This is a genomic window from Chromohalobacter canadensis, from assembly GCF_029544075.1.
Classification (GTDB): domain Bacteria; phylum Pseudomonadota; class Gammaproteobacteria; order Pseudomonadales; family Halomonadaceae; genus Chromohalobacter; species Chromohalobacter canadensis_A.
Genome location: NZ_JAJQJH010000004.1, coordinates 177,630 through 199,980 on the forward strand (window position 1 = coordinate 177,630; position 22,351 = coordinate 199,980).

Annotated in this window: 22 protein-coding genes and 4 tRNA genes; 16 read left to right on the plus strand and 10 right to left on the minus strand. The window is 62.2% G+C overall.

Annotated features, from left to right (window positions below; translation table 11 throughout):
- The first annotated feature begins 39 nt into the window (after positions 1 to 39).
- The 4 genes from LUN51_RS08325 (at position 40) to LUN51_RS08340 (ending at position 3,241) form a co-directional block, all read left to right on the plus strand.
- Positions 40 to 744, plus strand: a complete 705-nt coding sequence (locus tag LUN51_RS08325) for an ABC transporter permease (protein ID WP_277810892.1) — start codon at positions 40 to 42, stop codon at positions 742 to 744.
- A 38-nt stretch (positions 745 to 782) separates the two neighbouring features.
- Positions 783 to 1,514, plus strand: coding sequence for an ABC transporter permease (locus tag LUN51_RS08330; protein WP_277810893.1), 732 nt, complete (start codon positions 783 to 785; stop codon positions 1,512 to 1,514).
- Positions 1,515 to 1,647: 133 nt separating this feature from the next.
- Complete coding sequence (locus LUN51_RS08335; RefSeq protein WP_277810894.1) at positions 1,648 to 2,607, plus strand: XdhC family protein; 960 nt, start codon at positions 1,648 to 1,650, stop codon at positions 2,605 to 2,607.
- Between the two features lie 13 nt (positions 2,608 to 2,620).
- Positions 2,621 to 3,241, plus strand: a complete 621-nt coding sequence (locus tag LUN51_RS08340; protein ID WP_277810895.1) for a nucleotidyltransferase family protein — start codon at positions 2,621 to 2,623, stop codon at positions 3,239 to 3,241.
- 16 nt (positions 3,242 to 3,257) lie between these two features.
- Here LUN51_RS08340 and LUN51_RS08345 read toward each other — a convergent pair whose 3' ends face one another.
- The 3 genes from LUN51_RS08345 to LUN51_RS08355 are packed head-to-tail and all read right to left on the minus strand — an operon-like array spanning position 3,258 to position 7,176.
- Complete coding sequence (locus LUN51_RS08345) at positions 3,258 to 5,486, minus strand: xanthine dehydrogenase family protein molybdopterin-binding subunit (RefSeq protein WP_277810896.1); 2,229 nt, start codon at positions 5,484 to 5,486, stop codon at positions 3,258 to 3,260.
- 23 nt (positions 5,487 to 5,509) lie between these two features.
- Complete coding sequence (locus LUN51_RS08350; protein ID WP_277810897.1) at positions 5,510 to 6,496, minus strand: FAD binding domain-containing protein; 987 nt, start codon at positions 6,494 to 6,496, stop codon at positions 5,510 to 5,512.
- Positions 6,493 to 7,176: a (2Fe-2S)-binding protein gene (locus tag LUN51_RS08355; protein WP_277810898.1), complete on the minus strand. Its 684-nt coding sequence runs from the start codon at positions 7,174 to 7,176 to the stop codon at positions 6,493 to 6,495. The genes LUN51_RS08350 and LUN51_RS08355 overlap by 4 nt, the downstream gene beginning before the upstream one ends.
- Before the next feature lie 506 nt (positions 7,177 to 7,682).
- On the opposite strand from LUN51_RS08355, the gene LUN51_RS08360 reads away from it, so the two are divergent.
- The 10 genes from LUN51_RS08360 (at position 7,683) to LUN51_RS08405 (ending at position 15,998) form a co-directional block, all read left to right on the plus strand.
- Entirely contained in the window at positions 7,683 to 9,092 is a 1,410-nt protein-coding gene (locus tag LUN51_RS08360) for a site-specific integrase (protein ID WP_277810899.1), read from the plus strand.
- Positions 9,093 to 9,280: 188 nt separating this feature from the next.
- Positions 9,281 to 10,042 (plus strand): hypothetical protein, encoded by a 762-nt coding sequence (locus LUN51_RS08365; protein WP_097023426.1) that lies wholly within the window; start codon positions 9,281 to 9,283, stop codon positions 10,040 to 10,042.
- A 64-nt stretch (positions 10,043 to 10,106) separates the two neighbouring features.
- A complete protein-coding gene (locus tag LUN51_RS08370) occupies positions 10,107 to 10,403 on the plus strand; it encodes a hypothetical protein (protein ID WP_097023425.1) in 297 nt (98 codons plus the stop codon).
- Between the two features lie 272 nt (positions 10,404 to 10,675).
- Positions 10,676 to 10,846, plus strand: a complete 171-nt coding sequence (locus tag LUN51_RS08375) for a hypothetical protein (RefSeq protein ID WP_277810900.1) — start codon at positions 10,676 to 10,678, stop codon at positions 10,844 to 10,846.
- On the plus strand, positions 10,843 to 11,109 hold the full coding sequence (locus LUN51_RS08380) for a hypothetical protein (RefSeq protein ID WP_277810901.1): 267 nt from the start codon (positions 10,843 to 10,845) through the stop codon (positions 11,107 to 11,109). Before LUN51_RS08375 ends, LUN51_RS08380 begins: the two co-directional genes overlap by 4 nt.
- A complete protein-coding gene (locus LUN51_RS08385; RefSeq protein ID WP_097023423.1) occupies positions 11,106 to 11,357 on the plus strand; it encodes a hypothetical protein in 252 nt (83 codons plus the stop codon). Before LUN51_RS08380 ends, LUN51_RS08385 begins: the two co-directional genes overlap by 4 nt.
- A gap of 177 nt (positions 11,358 to 11,534) precedes the next feature.
- Positions 11,535 to 12,485, plus strand: coding sequence for a toprim domain-containing protein (locus tag LUN51_RS08390; protein ID WP_277810902.1), 951 nt, complete (start codon positions 11,535 to 11,537; stop codon positions 12,483 to 12,485).
- A complete protein-coding gene (locus tag LUN51_RS08395; protein WP_277810903.1) occupies positions 12,482 to 14,008 on the plus strand; it encodes a YfjI family protein in 1,527 nt (508 codons plus the stop codon). Before LUN51_RS08390 ends, LUN51_RS08395 begins: the two co-directional genes overlap by 4 nt.
- A gap of 8 nt (positions 14,009 to 14,016) precedes the next feature.
- Entirely contained in the window at positions 14,017 to 14,715 is a 699-nt protein-coding gene (locus tag LUN51_RS08400) for a hypothetical protein (RefSeq protein ID WP_277810904.1), read from the plus strand.
- A 212-nt stretch (positions 14,716 to 14,927) separates the two neighbouring features.
- A complete protein-coding gene (locus LUN51_RS08405; RefSeq protein WP_277810905.1) occupies positions 14,928 to 15,998 on the plus strand; it encodes a hypothetical protein in 1,071 nt (356 codons plus the stop codon).
- Positions 15,999 to 16,737: 739 nt separating this feature from the next.
- Here the strand turns inward: LUN51_RS08405 and LUN51_RS08410 are convergent.
- Together LUN51_RS08410 and LUN51_RS08415 are read right to left on the minus strand one after the other, a co-directional pair.
- Positions 16,738 to 16,813, minus strand: a tRNA-Thr gene (locus tag LUN51_RS08410).
- A gap of 89 nt (positions 16,814 to 16,902) precedes the next feature.
- Positions 16,903 to 17,103 (minus strand): hypothetical protein, encoded by a 201-nt coding sequence (locus LUN51_RS08415; RefSeq protein WP_277810906.1) that lies wholly within the window; start codon positions 17,101 to 17,103, stop codon positions 16,903 to 16,905.
- Positions 17,104 to 17,456: 353 nt separating this feature from the next.
- Between LUN51_RS08415 and LUN51_RS08420 the strand changes: the two genes are divergently transcribed.
- Complete coding sequence (locus tag LUN51_RS08420) at positions 17,457 to 19,691, plus strand: NADP-dependent isocitrate dehydrogenase (RefSeq protein ID WP_246894022.1); 2,235 nt, start codon at positions 17,457 to 17,459, stop codon at positions 19,689 to 19,691.
- Positions 19,692 to 20,322: 631 nt separating this feature from the next.
- Positions 20,323 to 20,544, plus strand: coding sequence for a hypothetical protein (locus LUN51_RS08425; RefSeq protein ID WP_277810907.1), 222 nt, complete (start codon positions 20,323 to 20,325; stop codon positions 20,542 to 20,544).
- Between the two features lie 29 nt (positions 20,545 to 20,573).
- On the opposite strand, the gene LUN51_RS08430 is transcribed toward LUN51_RS08425, so the two are convergent.
- The 5 genes from LUN51_RS08430 to mutY form a co-directional block, all read right to left on the minus strand.
- Positions 20,574 to 20,649, minus strand: a tRNA-Thr gene (locus tag LUN51_RS08430).
- A 21-nt stretch (positions 20,650 to 20,670) separates the two neighbouring features.
- A tRNA-Gln gene (locus LUN51_RS08435) sits at positions 20,671 to 20,745 on the minus strand.
- A gap of 6 nt (positions 20,746 to 20,751) precedes the next feature.
- Positions 20,752 to 20,827 (minus strand) — tRNA-Phe (locus LUN51_RS08440).
- Positions 20,828 to 20,911: 84 nt separating this feature from the next.
- Complete coding sequence (locus LUN51_RS08445; protein ID WP_277810908.1) at positions 20,912 to 21,184, minus strand: oxidative damage protection protein; 273 nt, start codon at positions 21,182 to 21,184, stop codon at positions 20,912 to 20,914.
- Between the two features lie 42 nt (positions 21,185 to 21,226).
- A complete protein-coding gene (gene mutY / locus LUN51_RS08450) occupies positions 21,227 to 22,288 on the minus strand; it encodes an A/G-specific adenine glycosylase (protein ID WP_277810909.1) in 1,062 nt (353 codons plus the stop codon).
- Positions 22,289 to 22,351: the final 63 nt, after the last annotated feature.

Consider the following 22,351-nt stretch of genomic DNA (forward strand, 5'->3'; position numbering starts at 1 on the left):
TACCCGGCCGGTCCCGTTCCGACACTGCGAGATTCGACCATGCCAAGCGATCCTACCGATGGCCTGCTGGAATGGCTCGGCCCGATCCTGCAAGGCGCCCTGGTAACCCTGGAAATCGCCTTGCTGGCTTATGCCATCGGGCTCGGTCTGGGGCTCATCGGGGCCACGGCCCGGCTCAGCCCCTGGCGCCCCCTGCGCGCCCTGGGGACGGCGTACTCCACTCTGGTGCGCGCCATTCCCGAATTACTGTTGATCATCCTGCTGTATTACGCCGGCAGCCAGGCACTCAACGCCTTACTCGCCGAATTCGGCGGCGATACGCACATCGAGATCAGCGGTTTCGTCACCGCCGTGGGCGTGCTCGCCTTCGTGCAGGGCGCCTACATGACCGAAGTCTTCCGCGGCGCCATCCAGGCGATACCGCGCGGGCAGCTGGAAGCCGCCGATGCCTACGGCTTTTCGCGCCCGACCCGTTTTCACCGCATCGTGCTGCCCGCCATGCTGCCCAACGCCCTGCCCGGGATGTCCAACCTGTGGCTGATCCTGGTCAAGGACACCGCGTTGATCAGCGTGATCGGTTTCGAGGAGCTGTTCTTCACCGCCCAGCAGGCGGCCGCCAGCACGCGCGACTATGCCCTGTTCTACGCGTTCGCCGGCGCGCTGTATCTGGTCATGACGCTGGGCTCCAACGCCTTGTTCGCCCGCGCGGAGCGCTACGTCCGGCGCGGCCAGCCCAGCACCTAGTCGACATCGACTAGCCCGTATCGAGGAGTATCCCTGCCATGGACTTTTCCTGGCTGACCGATCCGTTCTATCAAAAGGCCCTGTGGACCGGCTTCGTCAACACCTTGTGGCTGGTCGCCGTGTCGGCCGTCTGCGGTTTCGCGCTGGCGGTGGTGTTCGCCGTGACCCGCCTGCGCGGTCCCCGTCCGCTGGCGATGCTGGTCACCGGTGTGACCACGGTGGTACGTGGCACGCCCTTGCTCGTGCAACTGTTCTTTTTCTACGACGGGGTCGGGCGCCTGCTGCCGGAAATTCCCGGCCTGCGCGAGAGTCTGATATGGCCGTTGCTGCGGGACCCGTTCTTCTATGGCGCGCTGACCTTCACGCTGAGCGTCGGCGCCTACACGGGCGAGGTGCTGCGCGGCGCGCTATTGAGCGTGCCCGAGGGGGAGCTGGCCGCAGGACGCGCCTTCGGCCTGAGTCGCTGGCAGATTCTCTATCGGCTGTGGCTGCCGCGCGCCATCCAGATGTGCCTGCCCACGCTGACCGGCGAGTTGATCCTGCTGCTCAAGTCGGTGCCGCTGGTCTCGACCATCGCGCTGATGGACCTGCTCAAGGCCGCCAACATGGTGCGCGACGAAACCTTCCTGGTGTATGAGCCGCTCTTGCTCATCGCCGGTATCTATCTCGCTCTGACCCTGGTGCTCACCAGCGTGATGCGCGTCATCGAGCACCGTTTTCCCGGCGCGCGGCCGGTCGCTTCCAAGCGGCGGCGCCTGTTGCCCGGTTAGCCGGCAGGTCAATCCCCACATGGCACTTCATGCGCGATATAGTGGCCCCATGACACGAATGCCTCGAAGCACCGGTCAGTCGTCGACGACGCTCCGGCGCGAGGCAACACGATAATGGGTGAGCGTACTGAGCATGCAACACTTGGATTTGCAGGTCATCGAGCGAGCGCTTGATTGGGCCCGCGACGGTGAAACGGTCTGGCTGTGCACGGTGTTGGCGACGTTCGGCTCGTCGCCCCGTGAGCCGGGCTCGCTATTCGTCGCGCGCGGGGACGGCCGCCATGCAGGTTCCTTGTCGGGCGGCTGCATCGAGGAGGATTTCCTCGAGCGCCTGACCCAGGGCGCCTTCGGGGCGCCGATCACCACGCTGCGCTACGGCGACGGACCGTCGGTGACGCTGCCCTGCGATGGCATTCTCGATGTACTGATCGAGCGACTGCCGCCGACGCGTGAAAATGTCTCGCATCTCGAGGCCTTGTACGACGTCCTGCGTGGACAGCGCCCGACCATTCGCGAGGTCGATCTCGCCACTGGGTTCGCAACGCTTGCCAATGACGACAACGAAGGCCCGCGGGTAACGCTTGATGAGTGCCAAGCCCAAATGCGCCTGGGACCGGTGGCGCGCTTGATCGTGGCCGGTCTCTCGCCGGTCTCGATCGCTTGCGCCGAGTTCGCGCGCTCGCTGGGCTTCGAGGTCATCGTCTGCGACCCGCGCGAAGAGGCATGGGAAGACGTGGCGCTTCCCGGGGTACGCACGCGACGCGAGCTGCCCAGCGCCTTCATTGCCTCGGGCGCGAGCCACGCGGCAACGGCCATCGTCGCCCTGACCCACGATCCGCGCCTGGATGACCTGACCATGATCGAGGCCGTGCGCACGCCGGCGTTCTACATCGGGGTCATGGGCTCGCAACGCACCTCGACGGCCCGTGCCGAGCGCCTGGCACGCACCGGCGGGCTCAGCGAGGAAGAGATCGCACGTCTGCACATGCCCATCGGCTTGGCTCTCGGGAGCAAGACACCGGCCGAAATCGCGCTGGCGGTGATGGCCGATATCGTACGCGTGCGACGCGGCAAGGCACGCGATGCCCTGTAAGCGCGTGGTTACCGTGAGTGAGCGCGTGGTCGCCGTGATCATGGCCGCCGGAAGCTCGCGGCGTTTCGGAGAGCAGGACAAGCGCCGCGCCCTGCTGGCAGGGGGCGAGACGCTACTGAACGCCTCCTTCGCGCGTGCGATCGAGGCCTTCACTCACTGTCGCGTGGTGCTGCGCGACACCGAGACGCCGGCGCACCTCGGCCTGGCCGAGCACGCGCCCGTGATAGGTGTCGCACACGCCGAGCGCGGGCTGGGCACCAGCCTGGCCGAGGCCTTCGCGACGCTCGCAGGGGACCCGTCACTCGCCGACGTTCAGGCAGCCGCAATACTGCTCGGCGACATGCCCGCCATTCGCGCCGACACGCTGCACCGCTTGCAGCACATGGCCGATACCGCACACATAATTCGCCCCCGGCATGCCGGTCTTGCCGGCCACCCGGTGCTGTTCGGACGCGATTTCTGGCCGGCGCTCACGCGCCTGGACGGGGATAGCGGGGCGCGGCAACTCATCCACCAGCACCCCGAACGCTACCAAGAAATCGAGGTCGATGACCCCGGCATCCTGCTGGACATCGATACGCCCGCTGACCTGCGACACCTCGCGACGCCAACTGGCGGCGGCGCGAGGCGCTGAGATCAGCCGACGCGCCTCAGGCGCTTTGCGCCTGGGGCACGTCGTCCATCAGCTTGTCGAGGGTGATCGGCAGTTCGCGAATGCGCTTGCCGGTGGCATGGTGCACCGCATTGCCGATGGCGGCGGCAAGCCCGGTGATGCCGATCTCGCCGATACCCCGCGCGCCGTACTCGTTGAACGCCAGGTCCGGATAATCGAGCAGGATGACGTCGATCTCCGGTTGGTCGGCGTGTACCGGGACCACGTACTCGGCGTAGTCGTTGTTCACAGGGCGGCCGTTGCGCTCGTCGTACTCGGTGGCTTCGAAAAGCCCCATGCCCACGCCCATGACGACGGCGCCCTCGACCTGATTACGCGCCGTGGTTTCGTTGATCACCTTGCCTACATCGATGGCACTGACCACGCGCGATACACGCAGGTGCGAGATGCCCGGGTCCCAACGTACCTCGACGAAATGGGCACCGAAGGAGCGATAGGAGTATTTCGAGTCAGCGGCCTCGGTATGCGCTTCGCCATCGGCGCTGCCGTAACGCGCGGCATCGAGGACCTCGGCAAAACTCGCCTGCTTGCCGTCATAACGCAGAGCACCATCGGCCACACTCAGATCGTCCGCGCTGGCCTCGGCGAAAATACCGTTGCTGCCGGTGGCGTAGCGCTTCAGCTCGTCGAGGGCATTGCGCGCCGCGCCGGCGATGGCCGGCAGGGTCGTCGCCGTGGCCCAGGAGCCCCCGGAGATCGGTCCGTCCGGGTAGGAAGAGTCGCCCAGCTTGACGGTGATGCGGTCGACTGGAATACCGGTCACATCGCTCACCGCCTGCGCCACGATAGTGTAGGTGCCGGTACCGATGTCCTGTGTCGCGCAGGAGGCAAAGGCGGTGCCATCGGCACGCAGCGACACGCGTGCATCGCAGGGTCGCTTCAGCGCTTCCCAATTGCAGGCCGCCATGCCGTAGCCGACGATCTCACGACCCTCGCGCATGCTGCCGATCTGCGGATTGCGTTCGTGCCACCCGAAGCGCTCGGCGGCTTGTTTCGTGGCCTCGACGATGTGGTTGCTGGAGAAATCCAGATCCTGGCTTTCGTCACGCTCGGCATAGTTGTCGAGCCGGAACTGCACCGGATCAACGCCCGCCGCCAGCGCCATCTCGTCGATGGCGGATTCCAGCGCGAACAGGCCCGGCGCCGCACCTGGCGCACGCATCGAGGTCGGCGTGCCGCGATTCACCTGCGTCGTGGCATGGCTCACCGTCAGATCGGGACAGCTGTAGAGGCTTTTGGTCACGCTGCCGCAGGTTTCCACGTACTGATCGGTGAACGACGTGGTGTTGATCGCCTCGTGACGCAGCGACACCAACTTGCCGTTGCCGTCGGTCGCCAGGCGCATGCGCTGGCGGGTTTCGGGACGGTGCCCGGTGGTGGTGAACATCTGTTGACGTGGCACGACGAGCTGCACCGGGCGGCCCAGTTCACGCGAAACCGCCGCCGTGGCAATCGCATGCGGCCAGGTCCACAACTTGCTACCGAAGCCCGAGCCGATATACGGCGCATGTACCGTGATGCGCTCGGGCGCAATGGCGAAGATCTTGGACAGCGCATTGCGCTCGACCACGACCCCTTGCGAGGCGTCATAGATGGTCAGGTTGCCCTGCGCGTCCCAGTACGCCACCGAGGCATGCATCTCCATCGGATTATGGGTTTCCACCGGCGTGTGGTAAGTGACGTCGATGGTCGTGTCGGCGCTGTCGAAGGCCGAGGCGGCATCGCCACGCGCGTGACCGCCACCCGCCTGCGTGCCGTTGTCCTCGAGGCCCTGGGCAAGGTTGGCGACGGCCGATTCGGGGGCGTATTCGACCTCGACGTGGCGCGCGGCGGCCCGCGCGTTCTCGAAGCTGTCGGCCACCACCAGCGCCACGAACTGGCCCTCGTAGTACACACGCTCGTCCTCGAACGGCAGCCGGGTTTCTTCCACCTTGTTGCCCTGCACGAAGCTCGACGGCGTCCGGTACAGCGACGGGAAATGCCCATGATGGAAAATATCGATGACGCCCGGCATCCGCTTCGCCTCATCGACCTTGATTCGTGTCACCTTGCCCTTGGCGATGGTACTGAACACGCCATAGCCGTATGCCATGTTGGGCGGCAGGTTGTCGGCGGCATAGTTGGCGCGGCCGGCGAGCTTGTCGGGGCCGTCGATGCGCGGCACGCCCGCGCCGATAATGGGTTCTTTCGTATCCGTGTCGCTCATGTTCCATTCTCCTCGCGGGCGATTCAGGCAGCGGTCAGATCGGTGAGATTACGCACGATGGCCTGCTGGCCGAGCGGAATCTTGTAACCGTTCTGGGAATAGGCCGTGGCATTCTCGAAGGCCAGCTTGGCAGCATCCGTAAAGAGCGCTTCGCTGGCGGTCTTGCCCTTGAGCGCCGCTTCCACTTCCGGCGCCCGCCACGGCTTGGTGCCGACACCGCCCATAGCCACCCGGGCATCCGTAATGGTGTTGCCGTCCATACGCACGATCACCGCGCTGGACGCGAGGGCGAACTGATACGACTGGCGATCACGCAGCTTGAGGTAGGCAGACCGGCCGCCGTCGATCGGTGCGTCGAGTACGACATGGGTGATCAACTCGCCCGGCTCGAGCGCATGCTCGCGGGCCGGCGTGTCACCGGGTAGCAAGTGGAAATCGCCGAAGTCGATCTCGCGCGTGCCTTCCGGCCCCTGAACCTCGACCGTGGCGCCGATCGCCGCCATTGCCACGCACATGTCCGAGGGATGCGTCGCGATGCAATTGTCGCTGGTGCCGAGCACGGCGTGGACGGTGCGATTGACACCCTCGATAGCGGCACAACCGCTACCGGGTTCGCGCTTGTTGCAGGCGGAGACGCCATCGCGGAAATAGGGGCAGCGTACCCGCTGCATGATATTGCCGCCGGTGGTGGCCTTGTTGCGCAGTTGTGTCGAGGCGCCCGCCAGCAGGGCCTGGGACAGCACGGCATAATCCTCGACCACGCGTTCGTCCCGCGCCAGCGCGGTATTGGTCACCATCGCGCCGATGCGCAACCGACCGTCGTCGAGGCGCTCGATGGTATCGAGATCGACGCCGTTGATGTCGATCACCTTCTGCGGCTGCATCACGTCGAGCTTGACCAGGTCCAGCAGCGTGGTGCCGCCTGCCAGAAAGGCGGCATCGCGATCGCTGCCATGCGCCGCGACTGCTTGTTGCGGGCTTTCGGCGCGGGCGTAATCGAAATGTCTCATGCCTTGCCTCCCTTCACGGCGCTCCGGGCGGACTGAATCGCCGCGACGATGTTCTTGTAGGCGCCGCAACGGCAGATATTGCCGCTCATCGCCTCGCGCACGTCGGCATCGCGGGTACCGATGTCGTCATCCTGCAGGACTGCCAGCGCGCTCATCATCTGACCCGCCGTACAGTAACCGCACTGATAGGCGTCATGCTTGAGAAACGCCTGCTGCAACGGATGCTGCTGGCCGTCCTTTTCGAGACCTTCGACGGTCGTGATTTCGTCGCCGTCGTGGGTCACGGCGAGGCTCAAGCAGGAATTGATGGACGTGCCGTTGACCAGGATCGTGCAGGCGCCGCACTGGCCGTGGTCGCAGCCCTTCTTGGTGCCGGTCAATTGCAGACCGTGACGCAGCGCATCGAGCAGGATGACGTTGGGTGCCACGTCCAGCTGCTGGCGCTGGCCGTTGACGACCAACGTGATACGTTGCTTGCCCTCGGCGGGGGGCGCGTCAGTCTGCGTATCGGGATCGTCCGGCGAGCCGGCGTAGCTCACCGACGACAACGCCGGCGCCGCAGCCACCGCCAACCCGGAAGCGCCCGCAGTCTTCAGGAAGTGGCGCCGCGACGGCGATGCCGGTTGTCGCGTGGGATCATAATACGAGACCTCGGCCTCGAGACGTTCGCGGTCATCCATGTCGTATCCTCACCATTCGCCAGCCAGGGGCTGGGGGCCGTCTTCGGCGAGCGATTACCGGGCATCGGTGCACGCCCACCGACGTAAAATAGCTGCGGGCCGAAAACCGTGTCAGGCGGTTCGGCCAACCTTAACGTTAGGAGAAGCGTCGGATAGCCGCAAAGCTAGGGCGCTAACTTCAGAGAAACGGAGCATGATGCCAGAGGATCAGGCATGAAATACCGAGCACATGGGGCGGGAACGCAAGACCGCCGCCCGTACACATCGTGGCGGCGGTCTGCAGGTAGCTGGTTGGTGCCGGTGAGTGGACTCGAACCACCGACCTACGCATTACGAGTGCATTAACTCCATCTTTCAGAAGAAAACGCAAAAAACAATAATCACCATTAGTATCAATAAAAACAAATACTTAATATTGAATTAACGTTTTCTGCTTGTTGCCAGTGTTAGCCCGTTTTATCCTGCCCATGGAACCTATTTGGAACCTAGAAACTGAGGCCAAGGGTATGACCACAAAGACAGAACGGCTTACGACACGGTCGCTGGAACGTCTCGCCAAGGAGCTGCCCGAAGGTGACGAGGTGTGGGATAGCGATGCAGCCGGCTACCACGTCCGAGCCGGAAAGCGCGGCCTATCGCTGCGAGTGTCCTACTACAACCTATCCGGCAAGCGCCGCGTGCTGACCCTTGGCCGCTATGGAGTCGGCAACATGACGGCCGCCAAAGCCCGCAAGGATGTTGGCGAAGTGCTGGATATCGTGGCACAAGGCGGCGACCCGCGTGCCGTTCTGGAAGAAACCAAGGCCGAAGAGAAGCGCCAGCAGCAGCAGACGCTTGGTGCCTACCTGGCTGGCCCCTATACCGCCTACCAGAATCGGAAGAAGGACGGTGTCGCCAATCTTCGGCGCATCGAGAAAGACTTTGCCGACTGGCTCGACAAGCCCATGGGCAGCCTGAGCCGCGCCGATGTCGAGCGATGGCAGGCCGAGCAAGAGATTCCCAAAGCACCAAAGACTAAGGGAGAGCCACCAGTCAAGCCCCGCGCCTTTGGCACGCTGAAGCGCTCCTATGACGCTCTGTGCGGCCTGCTGGCGCATGCGGCCGAGCGCAAGGTTATACCGGTCCACCCGCTGAAAGGCGTCAAGCTGCAACGGCCGGCCATGAGCGAAGAGGATCTGGCAGAGCAGGGGGCACAGCGCCGTCATCTAGAAGCCGAGGAAGTGAAGGCACTATTTGCGGGCCTAGAGGCGTACCAAGAGGCCAAGCGCGCCCAGCGCCGAAATAGCCGCGCCCATGGGAAGACGTATCTTCCCGACCTGGATGGCGTCGCCTACGTGGATCACGTCGCGCCCTGGATTCTGACCATGTACTACACCGGCTTCCGACCGGGCGACCTGTTCGGCCTGCGCTGGGACCACGTGAACCTGGCCTTCCGCACCGTGCGCAAAACGATAGAGAAGACCGCTCACCACCGGTCCGAGCCCCAGACTTTCCCGCTGTCCACTGAGGCCGTGGACGTGCTCAAGACCTGGCACCAGCAGCAGGGTGAGCCGAAGACCGGCCTGGTCTTTCCGTCTGGCAAGCATGGCGAGCGTATGAGCGCGACCGCGATGCAAAAGCCTTGGGCCGCTGTTCGTCAGCTCGCCGGCCTGCCTCAAGATCTGCACCTGTACAGCCTGCGGCACAACTTCGCCAGCCAATTGGTGATGGCTGGCGCCGATCTACTGACCGTTTCCAAGCTGATGGCACATTCAGATATTCAGACGACGATCACCCACTACGCTCACCTGCGCCCCGATCACACTCGCGACGTGGTTGAAGCATTCGCCAAGGCAGTGCCCAGGGCGCCGGCCGAGGCGGCGGATAGAAGCGATGAGGATGCTGGTGGCCCCTTCAAGGTGGTAGCCGATGCTTGATGCGAGACATCGTGGCCACTCGCCTGCGGATTTTGCGGGTTTGCGGATAAACCCGCCAGCACCGGCCAAGCTCGTTGCGGATAACGTGCGGACAACTGCGGATAAGCGACCGGCCACTCCGTGGCAACCGCTCACCATCCGGCCCAAGAGGCCGGCTCATACCCAGCGCCAGCAATAGGAGACGCCCCATGGATGACGAGCTGTGGGCCATAACAGCCGACCTAGATAGTGTTCTTTACCGACTGGCCAATCACATGAGCAGCGACAAGCTGAAGACCCAGGATGTTGAACCCCAGTGCTCAAACCGCGTAGATGCTGCCCGCGTTGTTATGTGCAGCGTGACACTTGATGAAGCGCGTGGCCCCGTTTACCCGAAATTCAATATTGAACGCGCAATTCATATTTCTCGTCTAGCAAAAGAAGGCATATTGTCTCGTTTCCACTTTGAGGAGAAGGGAACCCCTTACCATTTTCGCGACGATAAGGCTGTGCTCGACCAAAACGAGGATTCGAAGTTAAGCGAGCGAACCGATGCAGAGCATGAAAACGCAGAGCTAGCTGACCTGTTGACAGCCATGCGGGCGTTGGTCAACTGGCGAATAACCGGATGGCCGTTAGAAGATGAGCACATGGAGTCACTTATATGCGCAGTGGAATCATGGGCTAATAGGGAGGGAGTATATATCGGAGAGGCCGAGGGGCTACCCCTAACACCAAAGCGACAGATTGACCGTCGCAGATGGCTGCGTGAGCGAGCCGCATGGTCCGCTTACTCAATGCATATGGACGACCCAAAAGCCAACCCTGTAGATGAAAACTTATTTGAACAAGCAGGCGAGCGCTTTAGCATGTCAGCGTCAGTTGTAAAGCGTGCCTACTACTCAGACCGTATCAGACAATTGAGGGAGGAGGTTTGGCCACGCTATTGGTCAGAAACCGGCGAAAACTGACCATTACGCCGCCTGCCTGATCCGTAACCCTTGAAGCGTCAACCATCAACATGGAGACGCTTCGATGCCCATCAAGACGCAAGATCCCGGCGACATTCTCGCCAATGCCCTGACCCGCTACCACGGCGGTTTCGATCCAACCTTGATCGAACTGCCCGAGGCTGCTGTATTCCCTGGCCTGATCCCCGCCCAGCCAGCCACCGCCCGCAAGGCACGCACCACCGGTAGTCTACTCGGCCGCCCGGCCCCGCGTTTCGTGAAGCGTGGCCGCAGCGTTCGTTACCGCCTCAAGGACGTGCTCGACTGGCTGGCCGATGGTGATACCTACAGGAGCACCGCCGAGGCAGGGAGGGTCGCCTAATGCTTGCCTACCTCACTCCGGCTCGATATGCTGCAGGCGTTGCGGCAAATTCCGTGACCGACCTTGGCCGGTCGAATCTCTCTAGGCGCACGAGCGCCACCACCATGACGGGCGCTTTTTTTGTGCCTGCCATGCGTTATGGCGGCTGTGCGTGGGACACCTCACGGTGTGCCGGTTTCCTAGAGTGCCGGTCGGCCAACCCGCGTACAGTCGCCCCCATCAGCTGCTTGGCCGCAGCCGGGGACGACTCCACAACTCTAGGAGCGTCACCCATGGCACCATGCCTATCCCCTACCCGTACTGCATCTGCACGCGCCGCCGCACATCGAGCGATGGCCCGCGCTGCGCTGTTCGCTGATTCCAGCGCCAGCACCCGCCTGAAACGTTACAACTCCCACATGGACAAGGCCCGCCGCCTGGAAGGCCAGGAGGTGGCGTCATGAAAAAGGTCAATGTCACCCCTACCGCTATCAAGCACCGCGCCGACAAAGCCGAGCGGATCGGATCCGCGCTGGCGGGCGTTACTACCGTGCTGATTCAGGACGACACCCAGCGTCAGGAAGGCCGCGAAGACGAACGCGGTCCGCTGGATCCCGTTACCCGAGGAAATCTGTTCGAGGCTCTACTAGCCCTCAGCGATCAATCCACGGATCTGGCGAATTTCATTGACCAGCTGGGCCACGCCGAGCAGGAGGGCCAGTCATGAGCGATGACCTGACAATTGCCAAGCAGCTGACCGGTGAATTCGTTTACGAGGCCAGTCGCCTGAGCGTTGCCCTACGCGCACTGAGCGAGGCCCACGCCTGCGAGAGCGAAGAGATTAACCAAGGGGTCCGCGATGGGCTAATGGAAGCCGCCTGCCTGCTGGGTGAGCACATGGAGAACTTCGCCACCGACCGCCATGCATCGCTCGAGAGGATCGAGGCCGAACGTAATCGGGAGGCGAAACAATGAGGAACTCACCACACAGGGTCGGATTTGAAATCGCGCCCTTGAGTGCCTGCACTGCCAGCCGACGCCTCAATGATATCCGGGAGTGCGCGGAGTGCTCACCCCCAGGGGTTACCACATTTTGGTAACCCTTCCGGGATGTCGTGGAACGCGACTCCCTGCCTGCGGGAGGGCAACGCCATGAGCATTGAATCGAGAACGCCCGACCACAAGGGCCGGGCGCCAGTACCACGCTGTGTGCTCCCCACACATGGTCATCATAGCATCGAAACCGCATTGGTCGATGTCCTGGCGACCCAAGGTGTTGCCGGATTATCCGTCATCGCCGATGGCGACATTCACCGCTTCGATGCGCCTGATAAGCGCCGGGGCAATCTGTCGGGATGGTATGTCTGTCCTACCCATGAGATTGCGATCTATGGCTTCTGGCATACCGGCGAACAGCACACCGTAACGCTGGCGGGCGAGCATGACCCCATCGCCGCCGAGCAGGCCCGCCAGGCAGCGCGGAGGGCCCGCCAAGCTCGCGCAGCCCAGCGACAGCGCGAACAGGCTCACGCCGCCAAGCGTGCCCGCCGATTGTGGGCAAGTGCGAGCCCTGCCGATCGTGGCCACGCCTACCTGGTGACCAAGCAAGTGGCACCCTATGGCCTACGCCAACACGGTAGCAACTTGCTGGTACCGCTGTATGCCGAGGGCCAGCTGGTCAACCTGCAGCGAATCGGCCCGGACGGCGGAAAACGCTTCATATTCCGGGCCCGCCTCAAAGGCAGCGCGACCATCATCGGCCGGCTGGCGGCCACTTCACGCCTCTACCTCTGCGAAGGCTGGGCCACGGCCGCAGCATTGCACGTGGCCACCGGATGCCCCGCAGTCGCTGCGATGACCGCCAACAACCTGGCGGCCGTGGGACACGCCTTGCGCCAGCGCCTACCGTCCGAGGTGGCCATCACCGTCGCCGCCGATAACGATCGCGGTACCGAAGGTAACCCAGGCATCACCGCTGCCAGGGAGATAGCGACCGCCCTCCGTGCCGACCTGACATGGCCGCGCTTCCCATGCGCCGATTGTGCCTGCACCGACTTCAACGACCTGGCACGCTGCCAGGCTCCCCGGGAGGGCGTCGCATGAGTAACGCCGCCGTAAAGCAACAGCTGGGGCAGCCCGTCGAGCGCGGGAGTGTACTCGAGCTTAACCCGATTCCTCTGGCGCAGCGGGAGCAGCCGCCCGAATTCCCCATCGAAGCGCTGGGGCCGGTATTGGGCGAGGCGGCCGAGCGCTTGGCTTATCACGTCCAGACTCCGCCAGGTATGGCTGGCCAGTCCGTGCTGGCGGCCGCAGCACTGGCAGTACAAGGGCAAGTCGATGTCGCTCGCGGCTCAATAGGTCGCGGCCCCGTCTCGCTATTCTGCATGACTGTCGCCGGAAGTGGTGAACGCAAGTCGAGTCTGGATGGCCTGGCACTGGCCCCCATTCGTGACCTGGAGGCGGAGAAGCGCAAGGACCACCCCGAGGCGATAGCGAGCTATAAGGCCGCCCGTGAGGCGTGGGAGATGCGCCGCGAGTCTGTTGTCAACGCCAGCAAGCCCAAGGGTCGCCAGCCCATGAAGGAGGCAGAGCAAACCTTTCTCCAAGAACAGCTGGCGGAGATCGACGGGCAAGAGCCACAGCCGCCAGCAACGCCGAGCATGACCTTTGCCGAACCCACGGCCGAGGGTATCTATCGCCACTTGCAACACAGCTACCCGAGCGCCGGCCTGTTCAGTGATGAAGGCGTGGGATTCTTCGGCGGGCACGGCATGAGCGAGGAAAGTCGAGGCCGCACGGTGGCGATGGTCTCCAAGCTGTGGGATGGCTCGCCAATCACTCGGACCCGAGGCACTGCAGGGGAGTCCGGTTTTCTGTCCGGACGCCGGCTATCGGCTCACCTGATGGTGCAGCCTGTGGTCGCCGCCAAGGTGCTGGGCGACCCAATGCTGCAGGGCCAAGGCTTCCTGGCACGATTCCTTATTGTGCAGGAAACCAGCCTAGTGGGAAGCCGGCTCCTCAAGGGGCGAGATCCCAAGAGCGGCCCCCATCATGATCCAGCGATCCTCCGCTATTGGGAAACGCTGGCCAGCCTGATTCGTGAGCCTTTGCATACCGACGAGAACGGCGCCCTATCCCCCCGGCTCGCCAGTATCGATGGTGCAGCCTTCGAGAGCTGGGCACGCCTTCACGACAGCATCGAGTGGCAGCTCAGTCCCGAGGGGCGCTTTCGTGACGTACAGGCATTCGCCAGCAAAGCCGCCGACAACGCGGCTCGCATCGCCACAGTACTGGCAGTTGTGGAGGGTGAGACGAATCCCACACCGCAGCACATCGAACGTGCTGGGCGCCTGATGGCGTATTACCTCGAGTCGATGGCCATCCGTACCGCAGAGGCACGCCAGGATACACAGGAGCTACAGGCACGTGACCTACTGGAGTGGATCAAAGGACACGGTGGGGAGCTGCATGCCCGCGACTTCAAACGCCTTAGTAGCGAGTACCGGAGCGCGTCCAAGGCTCGAGCCCTGCTGTCCTTCCTGGTCGACACGGGGCACGTGCAGATTGCCAGCAGCAACCAAAACGGCAAGCCGACAGGCTGGAGAGTTAGGGAGGCTCAATCATGATCGACCTGATGGAAACCGGCCGTCGCCTATGGGAGAGCGGGGATACCCAACGAGGTGGTAACCCCGACCAGCCGCGACCGGCAATGGATCTGATGGAGCTGGGACGCCAGATATGGGAAGAAGGCGCGGCCGACGCAGACAGCCCGCCCACCGCCGTTCGCCACTCATCCGCGCCGGCCCAGTCCAGTGATAGCGGCCCATCCGCAAAACCGCAATATCCGCAGCCCCCAGCGCCTATTAGTGAGATCGAGGCGACCATCACCGGCCTGGCGGATGCGGGCCGAGCCGTCGATGCAAGGCTGGCTCATCGCTTGCGCGACGTGTTGGCACCGATGGATCGGGCGACCCGTGCGGACCTGATCACCGCGGTGGATGATGCGCTCGCCTCCACCAATGACCTGGATGAAGCCAATAGGCGGGCGATGGCCTTGCTCGGAGACGCAACCGCCAGGGCGCCCTTGCGTGGGGCTATCGGCGACCGCGTGCCATGGATCGCCTGGATAGCCGAACGCTGCCCGCTGCTGGCGGAGGATAGGACGTTCATCTGTCGCCGGATGCGCACCCTTCCGCCAAAGGCAGCAGAGCGCACGGCCAAGCGATACGTGGACACCTGGCGCAAGGCAGCCGATGCAGAGCCCAACCCCGTGAAGCAGGAGAACGCAGGCCGTGCCGCTGCCAATCGCACCCTGCTGGCACTGATTCGGTAGGTAAATCGCGGGTCCTTCCGTGGAATGTCCCAACCCGCCACGGGGACTGCAGACCGCGGAATTCGCCAAATTTTCGGCAATGGTAGGTCGTCAGCAGCACCGGGCTACAGACCGCATGGTTGAGCGGCTTAGACCTGCCGATGGTGCCGAAATCGCAACGGCATAATGCCGACACGCCGGACGCCCCGGCAAACCATAGAGGAACCCTTCTCATGAGCAACACGACGAAGCGCAAGACATTTGCAACCTGGCAAGAATGGCACGAGGCCATGAACACCAAGCGGGATGAGCTGACCAAGATCGAAGGCATCGGGGAGGCCCGTGAGGCCCGAGACCGAGCGCGGAACGGACTCGACCATGTTGTCCGGGAAGCCAACGGCAGCCAGCACCTATCGGCCAATACCTACCATTACACGTTCCAGGGTGACGAGACCCCGGAAACGATCAGGGAAGAGGCGGGGCGGCTCGTTCCCTTACTGAAACGGATCATGGCCACCACCGACCGCAAGATGAATGCCCGGTATGAATATGCCGCTAGTCGTATGGAGCGCATCCAGGAGCTTGGCGCCATGTTCGACGACGCCACCGTAACTCTGGAACGCCTAAATAGCGCACGTAAGGCGATCCAAGCGGAGGTCGAGGATCTGGAAGAGCAGGCACCGAAGGCAAGCGCCTCCACACTGGACGATCTACGCCGTGAGGCTGACGCCGCAGAAGAGGAGCGCGATCGTATCGCCGTTGCCTTGCGGAACGTGGAGCGGGACGACGGGCCGTTGAGGCTGGCCCAGGACGCCGAGCGCACGGCCTCCGAGCGCCTGGACGAAGCCGAAGCCCTGGCCGCAATCGGAGAGGCGGACGGCAGTGAAGTAAAAGCCGCGAAAGCGGGCGCCAGTAAGGCAGCCACAACACTGGAAAAGGAGCGGGAGGAGCATCGCAAGCTCGAGGCGGCTCGCCGTGGATTGCAACGCAAGTTGGAAGACGCCGAGAGCCACCTGACTACCGTGAAGGCCGTCTATCGCACTGCCTTGAATCGTGTTCGTCAGGCCGACCTGGCAGCGAGAGAGACCGCCCTGGTCGAGAAGCTCACGAGCCTGAGCGAAGACCTGGCTGACCTGGATCGGATCTATCAGGATCTTGAGGAAGCAGACCCGAAAGCCCACTACGGCAAGGCTGTGCTGACTGTGCAACTGCCCTTCCTGCATCGCCACGCGCGACGTGACGTACTCAATGACTTCCGCGTAGAGCGCTCCCTCGAGGTAACGAGTGAAGGTCTCGGGGTCTAAGCCACGCGCTGGAAGCTAGCAGGATTCCACTATCCGACATCCAAAAATCGGACAACGCAACCACCGCGGGGCCGCAGGACGGCCCCGCCTTTTCGTATCCCGCCTCATATCCGCAGTCATCCGCAAGCTATCCGCAACGAGCCTACGATGTCAGGCACCCCCAAAGTGGGGGCTCCGCACCTTCAGTAATCCGGCAGCACTGCAAAGGATGGGGTGAATCACCCCCCTTCTGCTGGCGGAGTTATCCGCACATCCGCAGAATCCGCAGCGCGTACATCCTGAAGACCGTGGGATAAGGGGATGCCGCATCTCTCTGCGGATAAGAGCAGGGACACCGCCGCTTCAATCAGATTTTTATACCCGCGAAATTGAAAAATCAGCCCTTGCCTTCCTGATAGGACCCGAGCCCCGCGCATCATATTGAGAAAATCACACCTCGTCCGCTTCTGTTTTTGATGGACCAAGGCACATGGACCGGCACCCGCCATGTCTGCACGGGTGGGATGGAGCGTCCCATCCCCACGCCGCAGTGAGTCCAGCCAGTGCAGGCGGGGGTTATCCGCAAATCCGCAGAATCCGCAAGCCTTCATGCACAGTCGGCGAATCCAGGTTAGTGACCAGCAAGGCTGGCGCCATTGGCGACTTTCTGACGCTTGGAACCTGTATGGAACCTAAACGAGCGACAACGAGAAACGGCCACCGCGATGACTCGCTAAGTTGCCGTTTTATATGATTTTTTTGGTGCCGGTGAGTGGACTCGAACCACCGACCTACGCATTACGAGTGCGTTGCTCTTCCGACTGAGCTACACCGGCGATGGCGCATGATGATAGTCAGGATGGCATCGCTCGACAAGGCCCTGCCACTCACTCCACGCCCCCCACTCAATCCACGAGGGCCGGTGCTAGTCAGGCAGGACCGGCATGGTCAGCAGCAGCCAGAGGTACATCGCAATCAGGGCCGCAACGACCGCCGCGATGGCCCAGGCCATGCGCTCTCGTGTCGCCTGGTCCCGCGCGACAAGATGCTTGAGCGCTATCCGTGCGCCCCACCAGACGCCTACCAGCACCAGCAATGGTATGCCCACGCCGATCAGAAATGTCATATCGCCTCCCTCTTTCCGGCCATGCCCGACTATCATGACGCAACGCCCGCGAGTCTCGCAGCGGTCGCCAGGCTCGACAAGCGCTTGCCTTCTGATCACAAGATTGTCGACAGTGTATATGCGCAACAAACACTGCACTGGTATAATCTGGCACGACCGCTGGGTCGCCGGCACCATGACGGGCCAACCGAATTCACCATCTGCATGATGATCCAAGCGCTTTCGCGGGGACGGCATCATCGCCGCACGAGCGGGGCTGCCCAAGATCGCCGGCAAGCACTTGTATCGCCCCCAGCCAACCCGCACTGCTGAAGATTCGTGCAACCGCTGTGACAAGAGAGGTCAATATCCAAATGTCCAACACGCCGAAGATCATCTATACGCTCACTGATGAAGCCCCCGCGCTGGCGACCCATTCCCTGCTTCCGATCATCGCCGCTTACACGAGCACGGCCGGCGTCAGCGTCGAGACCCGCGATATCTCGCTGGCCGGCCGCATCCTCGCGCAGTTCCCGGATCTGCTGAGCGACGAGCAGCGCATCAGCGACGACCTGGCCGAGCTCGGCGAACTGGCCAAGACGCCAGAAGCCAACATCATCAAGCTGCCCAACATCAGCGCTTCCGGCCCGCAGCTCAAGGCCGCGATCAAGGAATTGCAGAGCCAAGGCTACCCGCTGCCGGATTATCCGGACGAGCCGAAAAACGACGAAGAGAAGGCTATCAAGGCCGCTTTCGACAAGGCCAAGGGCAGCGCGGTCAACCCGGTTCTGCGTGAAGGTAACTCCGACCGCCGCGCACCGCAGTCGGTCAAGAACTACGTTCGCAAGTATCCGCACCGTATGGGCGAATGGAGCGCCGACTCTCAGTCGCATGTCGCGCATATGAGCGAAGGCGATTTCTATGGCAGCGAGCAATCCGCCACCATCGAAAAGGCCGGCAAGCTCAAGATCGAACTCAAGCAGAAAGACGGCACCACCAGCGTCCTCAAGGAAGGCCTGGCGGTTCAGGAAGGCGAAGTCGTCGACGCCGCGTGCATGAGCAGCCGCCGCCTGCGCAACTTCATCGACAGCGAGATCAAGGATGCCAAGAAGCGCGGCGTGCTGTTCTCGTTGCACCTGAAGGCCACCATGATGAAGGTCTCCGACCCGATCATGTTCGGCATTGTGGTCGAGGAATTTTACAAGGATGTGCTCGAGAAACATGCCGACGCCCTCAAGCTGGCCGGTTTCAGCCCCAACAGCGGCATCGGCGATCTCTACAGCGCCATCCAGTCGCTACCCAGCGAGCAGCAGGAAGCGATCACGAGCGACATCGACGCCCTCTATAAAGAGCGTCCGCCGATGGCGATGGTCAACTCGCACAAAGGCATCACCAACCTGCACGTGCCCTCTGATGTGATCATCGACGCTTCCATGCCGGCGATGATTCGCGACTCCGGCAAGATGTGGGGCGCCGACGATGCGCTGCATGATGCCAAGGCCGTGATCCCGGATCGCTGCTACGCCGGCATCTATCAGGTCACCATCGACGACTGCAAAAAGAACGGCGCCTTCGATCCGACGACCATGGGCAGCGTGCCCAACGTCGGCCTGATGGCGCAGAAGGCCGAAGAGTACGGCTCTCACGACAAGACGTTCCAGATTTCAGCCGACGGCACCGTGGTCGTCACCGACGAGAACGGTCATCAGCTGTTCAGCCACGACGTGGAAGCTGGCGACATCTGGCGCATGTGCCAGACCAAGGACGCGCCGATTCAGGATTGGGTCAAGCTTGCCGTCACGCGTGCCCGCGATAGCGCCACCCCCGCCATCTTCTGGCTGGACGCCAATCGCGCGCATGATGCGAAGCTGATCGAGAAGGTCGAAACCTACCTCAAGGATCACGATACCAGCGGTCTGGATATCCGGATCATGGCGCCGGAAGACGCCATGCGCTTCTCGCTGGAACGCACCCGCAAGGGCGAAGACACCATCTCCGTCACCGGCAACGTGCTGCGCGACTACCTGACCGACCTATTCCCGATCATGGAGCTCGGTACCAGCGCCAAGATGCTCTCCATCGTCCCGCTGATGCAGGGTGGCGGCCTGTTCGAGACCGGCGCTGGCGGCAGCGCGCCCAAGCACGTCGAACAGCTTCTGGAGCAGAACCACCTGCGCTGGGACTCGCTGGGTGAATTCCTTGCTCTGGCCGCGTCGCTCGAGCATCTCGCCAAGGCGTACGACAACGCCAAGGCCAAGGTTCTCGCCAAGACGCTGGATCAAGCCACCGGTGAATTCCTCAACAGCAACAAGTCGCCGTCACGCAAGATCGGCGAAATCGACAACCGCGGCAGCCACTTCTACCTCTCGCTCTACTGGGCCCAGGCACTCGCCTCTCAGGACGAAGACGCCGAGTTGAAGGAGCAGTTCAGCGAGTTGGCTAAATCGCTCGAAGCCGACGAAGACAAGGTCGTCAAAGAACTCACCGAGGTGCAAGGCAAGCCGGTAGAAATCAACGGCTACTACCATCCCGATTATGACCTGACCAGCCAGGTCATGCGTCCCAGCGCTACGCTGAACGCCGCTCTGGATGCCCTCATGAAGCGTTAAATGCTTTCCGCCGGGGCAAAATCGGCCCCGCACAGTAAAGGCGTCAAAACAGACCCATGCCCCGTGCATGGGTCTGTTTCTTTCAGAGGCAGGAAAAGAGCAGGCAACCCCGGTTCACCACCTTCCAGACAGAAAAAAGCCCTCCGCCATGGAAGGGCTAAAACGTCGTACGCAGTGTGAGCCACTACGTGATGGAATCGCGACGTCCTTGAAGCTTCCTCACCGTCCATGGCTCACGATTACAAAACATAACACATTAGATACGCATTGCTTACCTATATTCGATGTCTTTTGAGTAAGCCAATGCCGACACAATGAGTCAGCATTTGCGTCATTTCGTGAAAACTTGGTGGATAAAGCCCGAGTAAAATTGTCGGGTATTTAACCCAAATCAATCCAGCCGCCTGCTCTCTATGACACCGTAGGTTCCGTCGAGCAGGGATACGACTTCGATGCTTAAGTATCGCGCACAAGGATGTGTGGGAAGTCGCAAGGAGCTCGACAGGACAATGCAGTGACGCAACGTCCACGCCCGGCTTCGGCCGGGCTTACTTGTGTCTGGGCCCTGCCAACGCCTTTCTCTGCCGCAATGGTCTATTTTAGTCGGAGTGCCATCGTGCAAGGAGAAGGTATGACACCACGCAAGACCGACTTCCCCCTCGATCAATGCCGCTGTCATCTGGAAACCGGCCCCATCGTACTGGTGGGTTCGCAATGGCAGGCAGAACACAGCCTGATGGTAATGGGCTGGCACATGGATGCTCGGCTTCACACCGGAACATTCGAGCGCTATGGGCGAAATGTGGACACATACAAAAAAACCGCCCTGAGAGGCGGTTTTTTTCAAGGCTAAAAAAGCCTTTAGAATCAGTCGCTAAGCTATGGTGCCGACACCAGGAGTCGAACCCGGGACCTACTGATTACAAGTCAGTTGCTCTACCAACTGAGCTATGTCGGCATAACACAAAGCCGTTAGCGATGGCTGGGGTAGCAGGACTCGAACCTGCGAATGCCGATACCAAAAACCGGTGCCTTACCACTTGGCTATACCCCAGCAAATTGGTGGCCAGAGACGGAATCGAACCGCCGACACGAGGATTTTCAATCCACTGCTCTACCGACTGAGCTATCTGGCCCTTCCAACGGGGACGCATTAAACCGAATTCTTCGGTGCGGGTCAAGCCTTTTAATTCAAAAAGATGCTGACCACCGAACCCGCTCTATTCGCTCGGGGGCACGTAGCCTTCGGCCTGGTCGGTATCCCGGTTGTCGAGGAAGCGCTCCATCTGTTCCATCAGATAGGTACGCGCTTCGGGGTCCAGCAGGCTGAGGTGCTTTTCGTTGATCAAACGGGTCTGTAGCGCCTGCCACTCGTCCCAGGCTTGCTTGGAAACCGTCTGCTGGATCTCCTGCCCCTTTGCACCGGGTAGCGGCGGAAACGGCAGGGCCTCGAGCTCCTGTTGGTATTTACGGCAAAAGACAGTCTGACTCATGGCGCTTACTCCTAACGTATTGCGGTTCGTCATGACACAACATCACGAAACATCTCGATTGAGTAGTGTCTTGACCGGCGCCGCCAATCCTACACTAGCGGGCGCCTTGGCGTCGTACCATAGCGTCCCTGCCTCGCCGACCTCGGAAGGCAGCTCGTCCAGGCGCACTGGCGAGGGTGTGATCTTCAAACGAAAATGGCTGAAGGTATGTGTGAACGCCTCGCCATCCGTCTCGCGCTTTGCGTGGGGGAAGCGCTGATCGAGCCAGATGCGTAGCGCTTGCTCGTCATCGAACTGAGGCAGGCTCCACAGGCCGCCCCACAGGCCGCTGGCCGGGCGCTGCTGGAGGAAGACGCGTCCCAGGGGGTCACGCAACACCAGCATCCGTGTGGCGCGCTCAGGCAGTGCTTTGCGCGGTTTGGATTCAGGGAAGCGCGTTTCTTCGCTACGCACATGCGCCACGCAGACATCCTCGAAGGGGCATAGTAGGCACGCTGGCTTGCTTCGCGTACAAAGCGTCGCCCCCAGATCCATCATCGCCTGGGTATAGTCGGCCAGGCGTTCTTCCGGCGTGTAACGCTCCGCCAACGCCCATAGCTCACGCTCCACGGCAGGACGGCCGGGCCAGCCTTCCACGGCGTGCAGACGGGTCAGCACACGCTTGACGTTGCCATCTAGGATCGGCGCGCGCCGGCCGGTGCTGATGCTGATGATCGCGCCAGCCGTGGAACGTCCGATGCCAGGCAGCGCGGCAAGCGCCTCGACGCTGTCCATCGGAAACTCGCCGCCATGTTCCTCGACCACCACCTGGGCCGCCTTGTGCAGGTTACGGGCACGCGCGTAATACCCCAGCCCCGTCCAGAGGTGCAGCACCTCGTCTTGTGGCGCTCGCGCCAGGGCAGCGACATCGGGAAAGCGTTCCATGAAACGCTGATAGTAGGGAATCACCGTGGCGACCTGGGTCTGCTGCAGCATGATCTCCGACACCCAGATGCGGTAGGGCGTCTTGTTGAATTGCCAGGGCAGTGTCTTGCGACCGTGAACGTCGAACCATTCGAAGACCCGCCGACGAAAGGTGTCGGCGGTGAGCGGAATTTCTTGCATGCGCGTTATCGTCCAGCCGGCGGCGACGCCGTCAGATCATGGGGATGAGTGGTCATGGACATG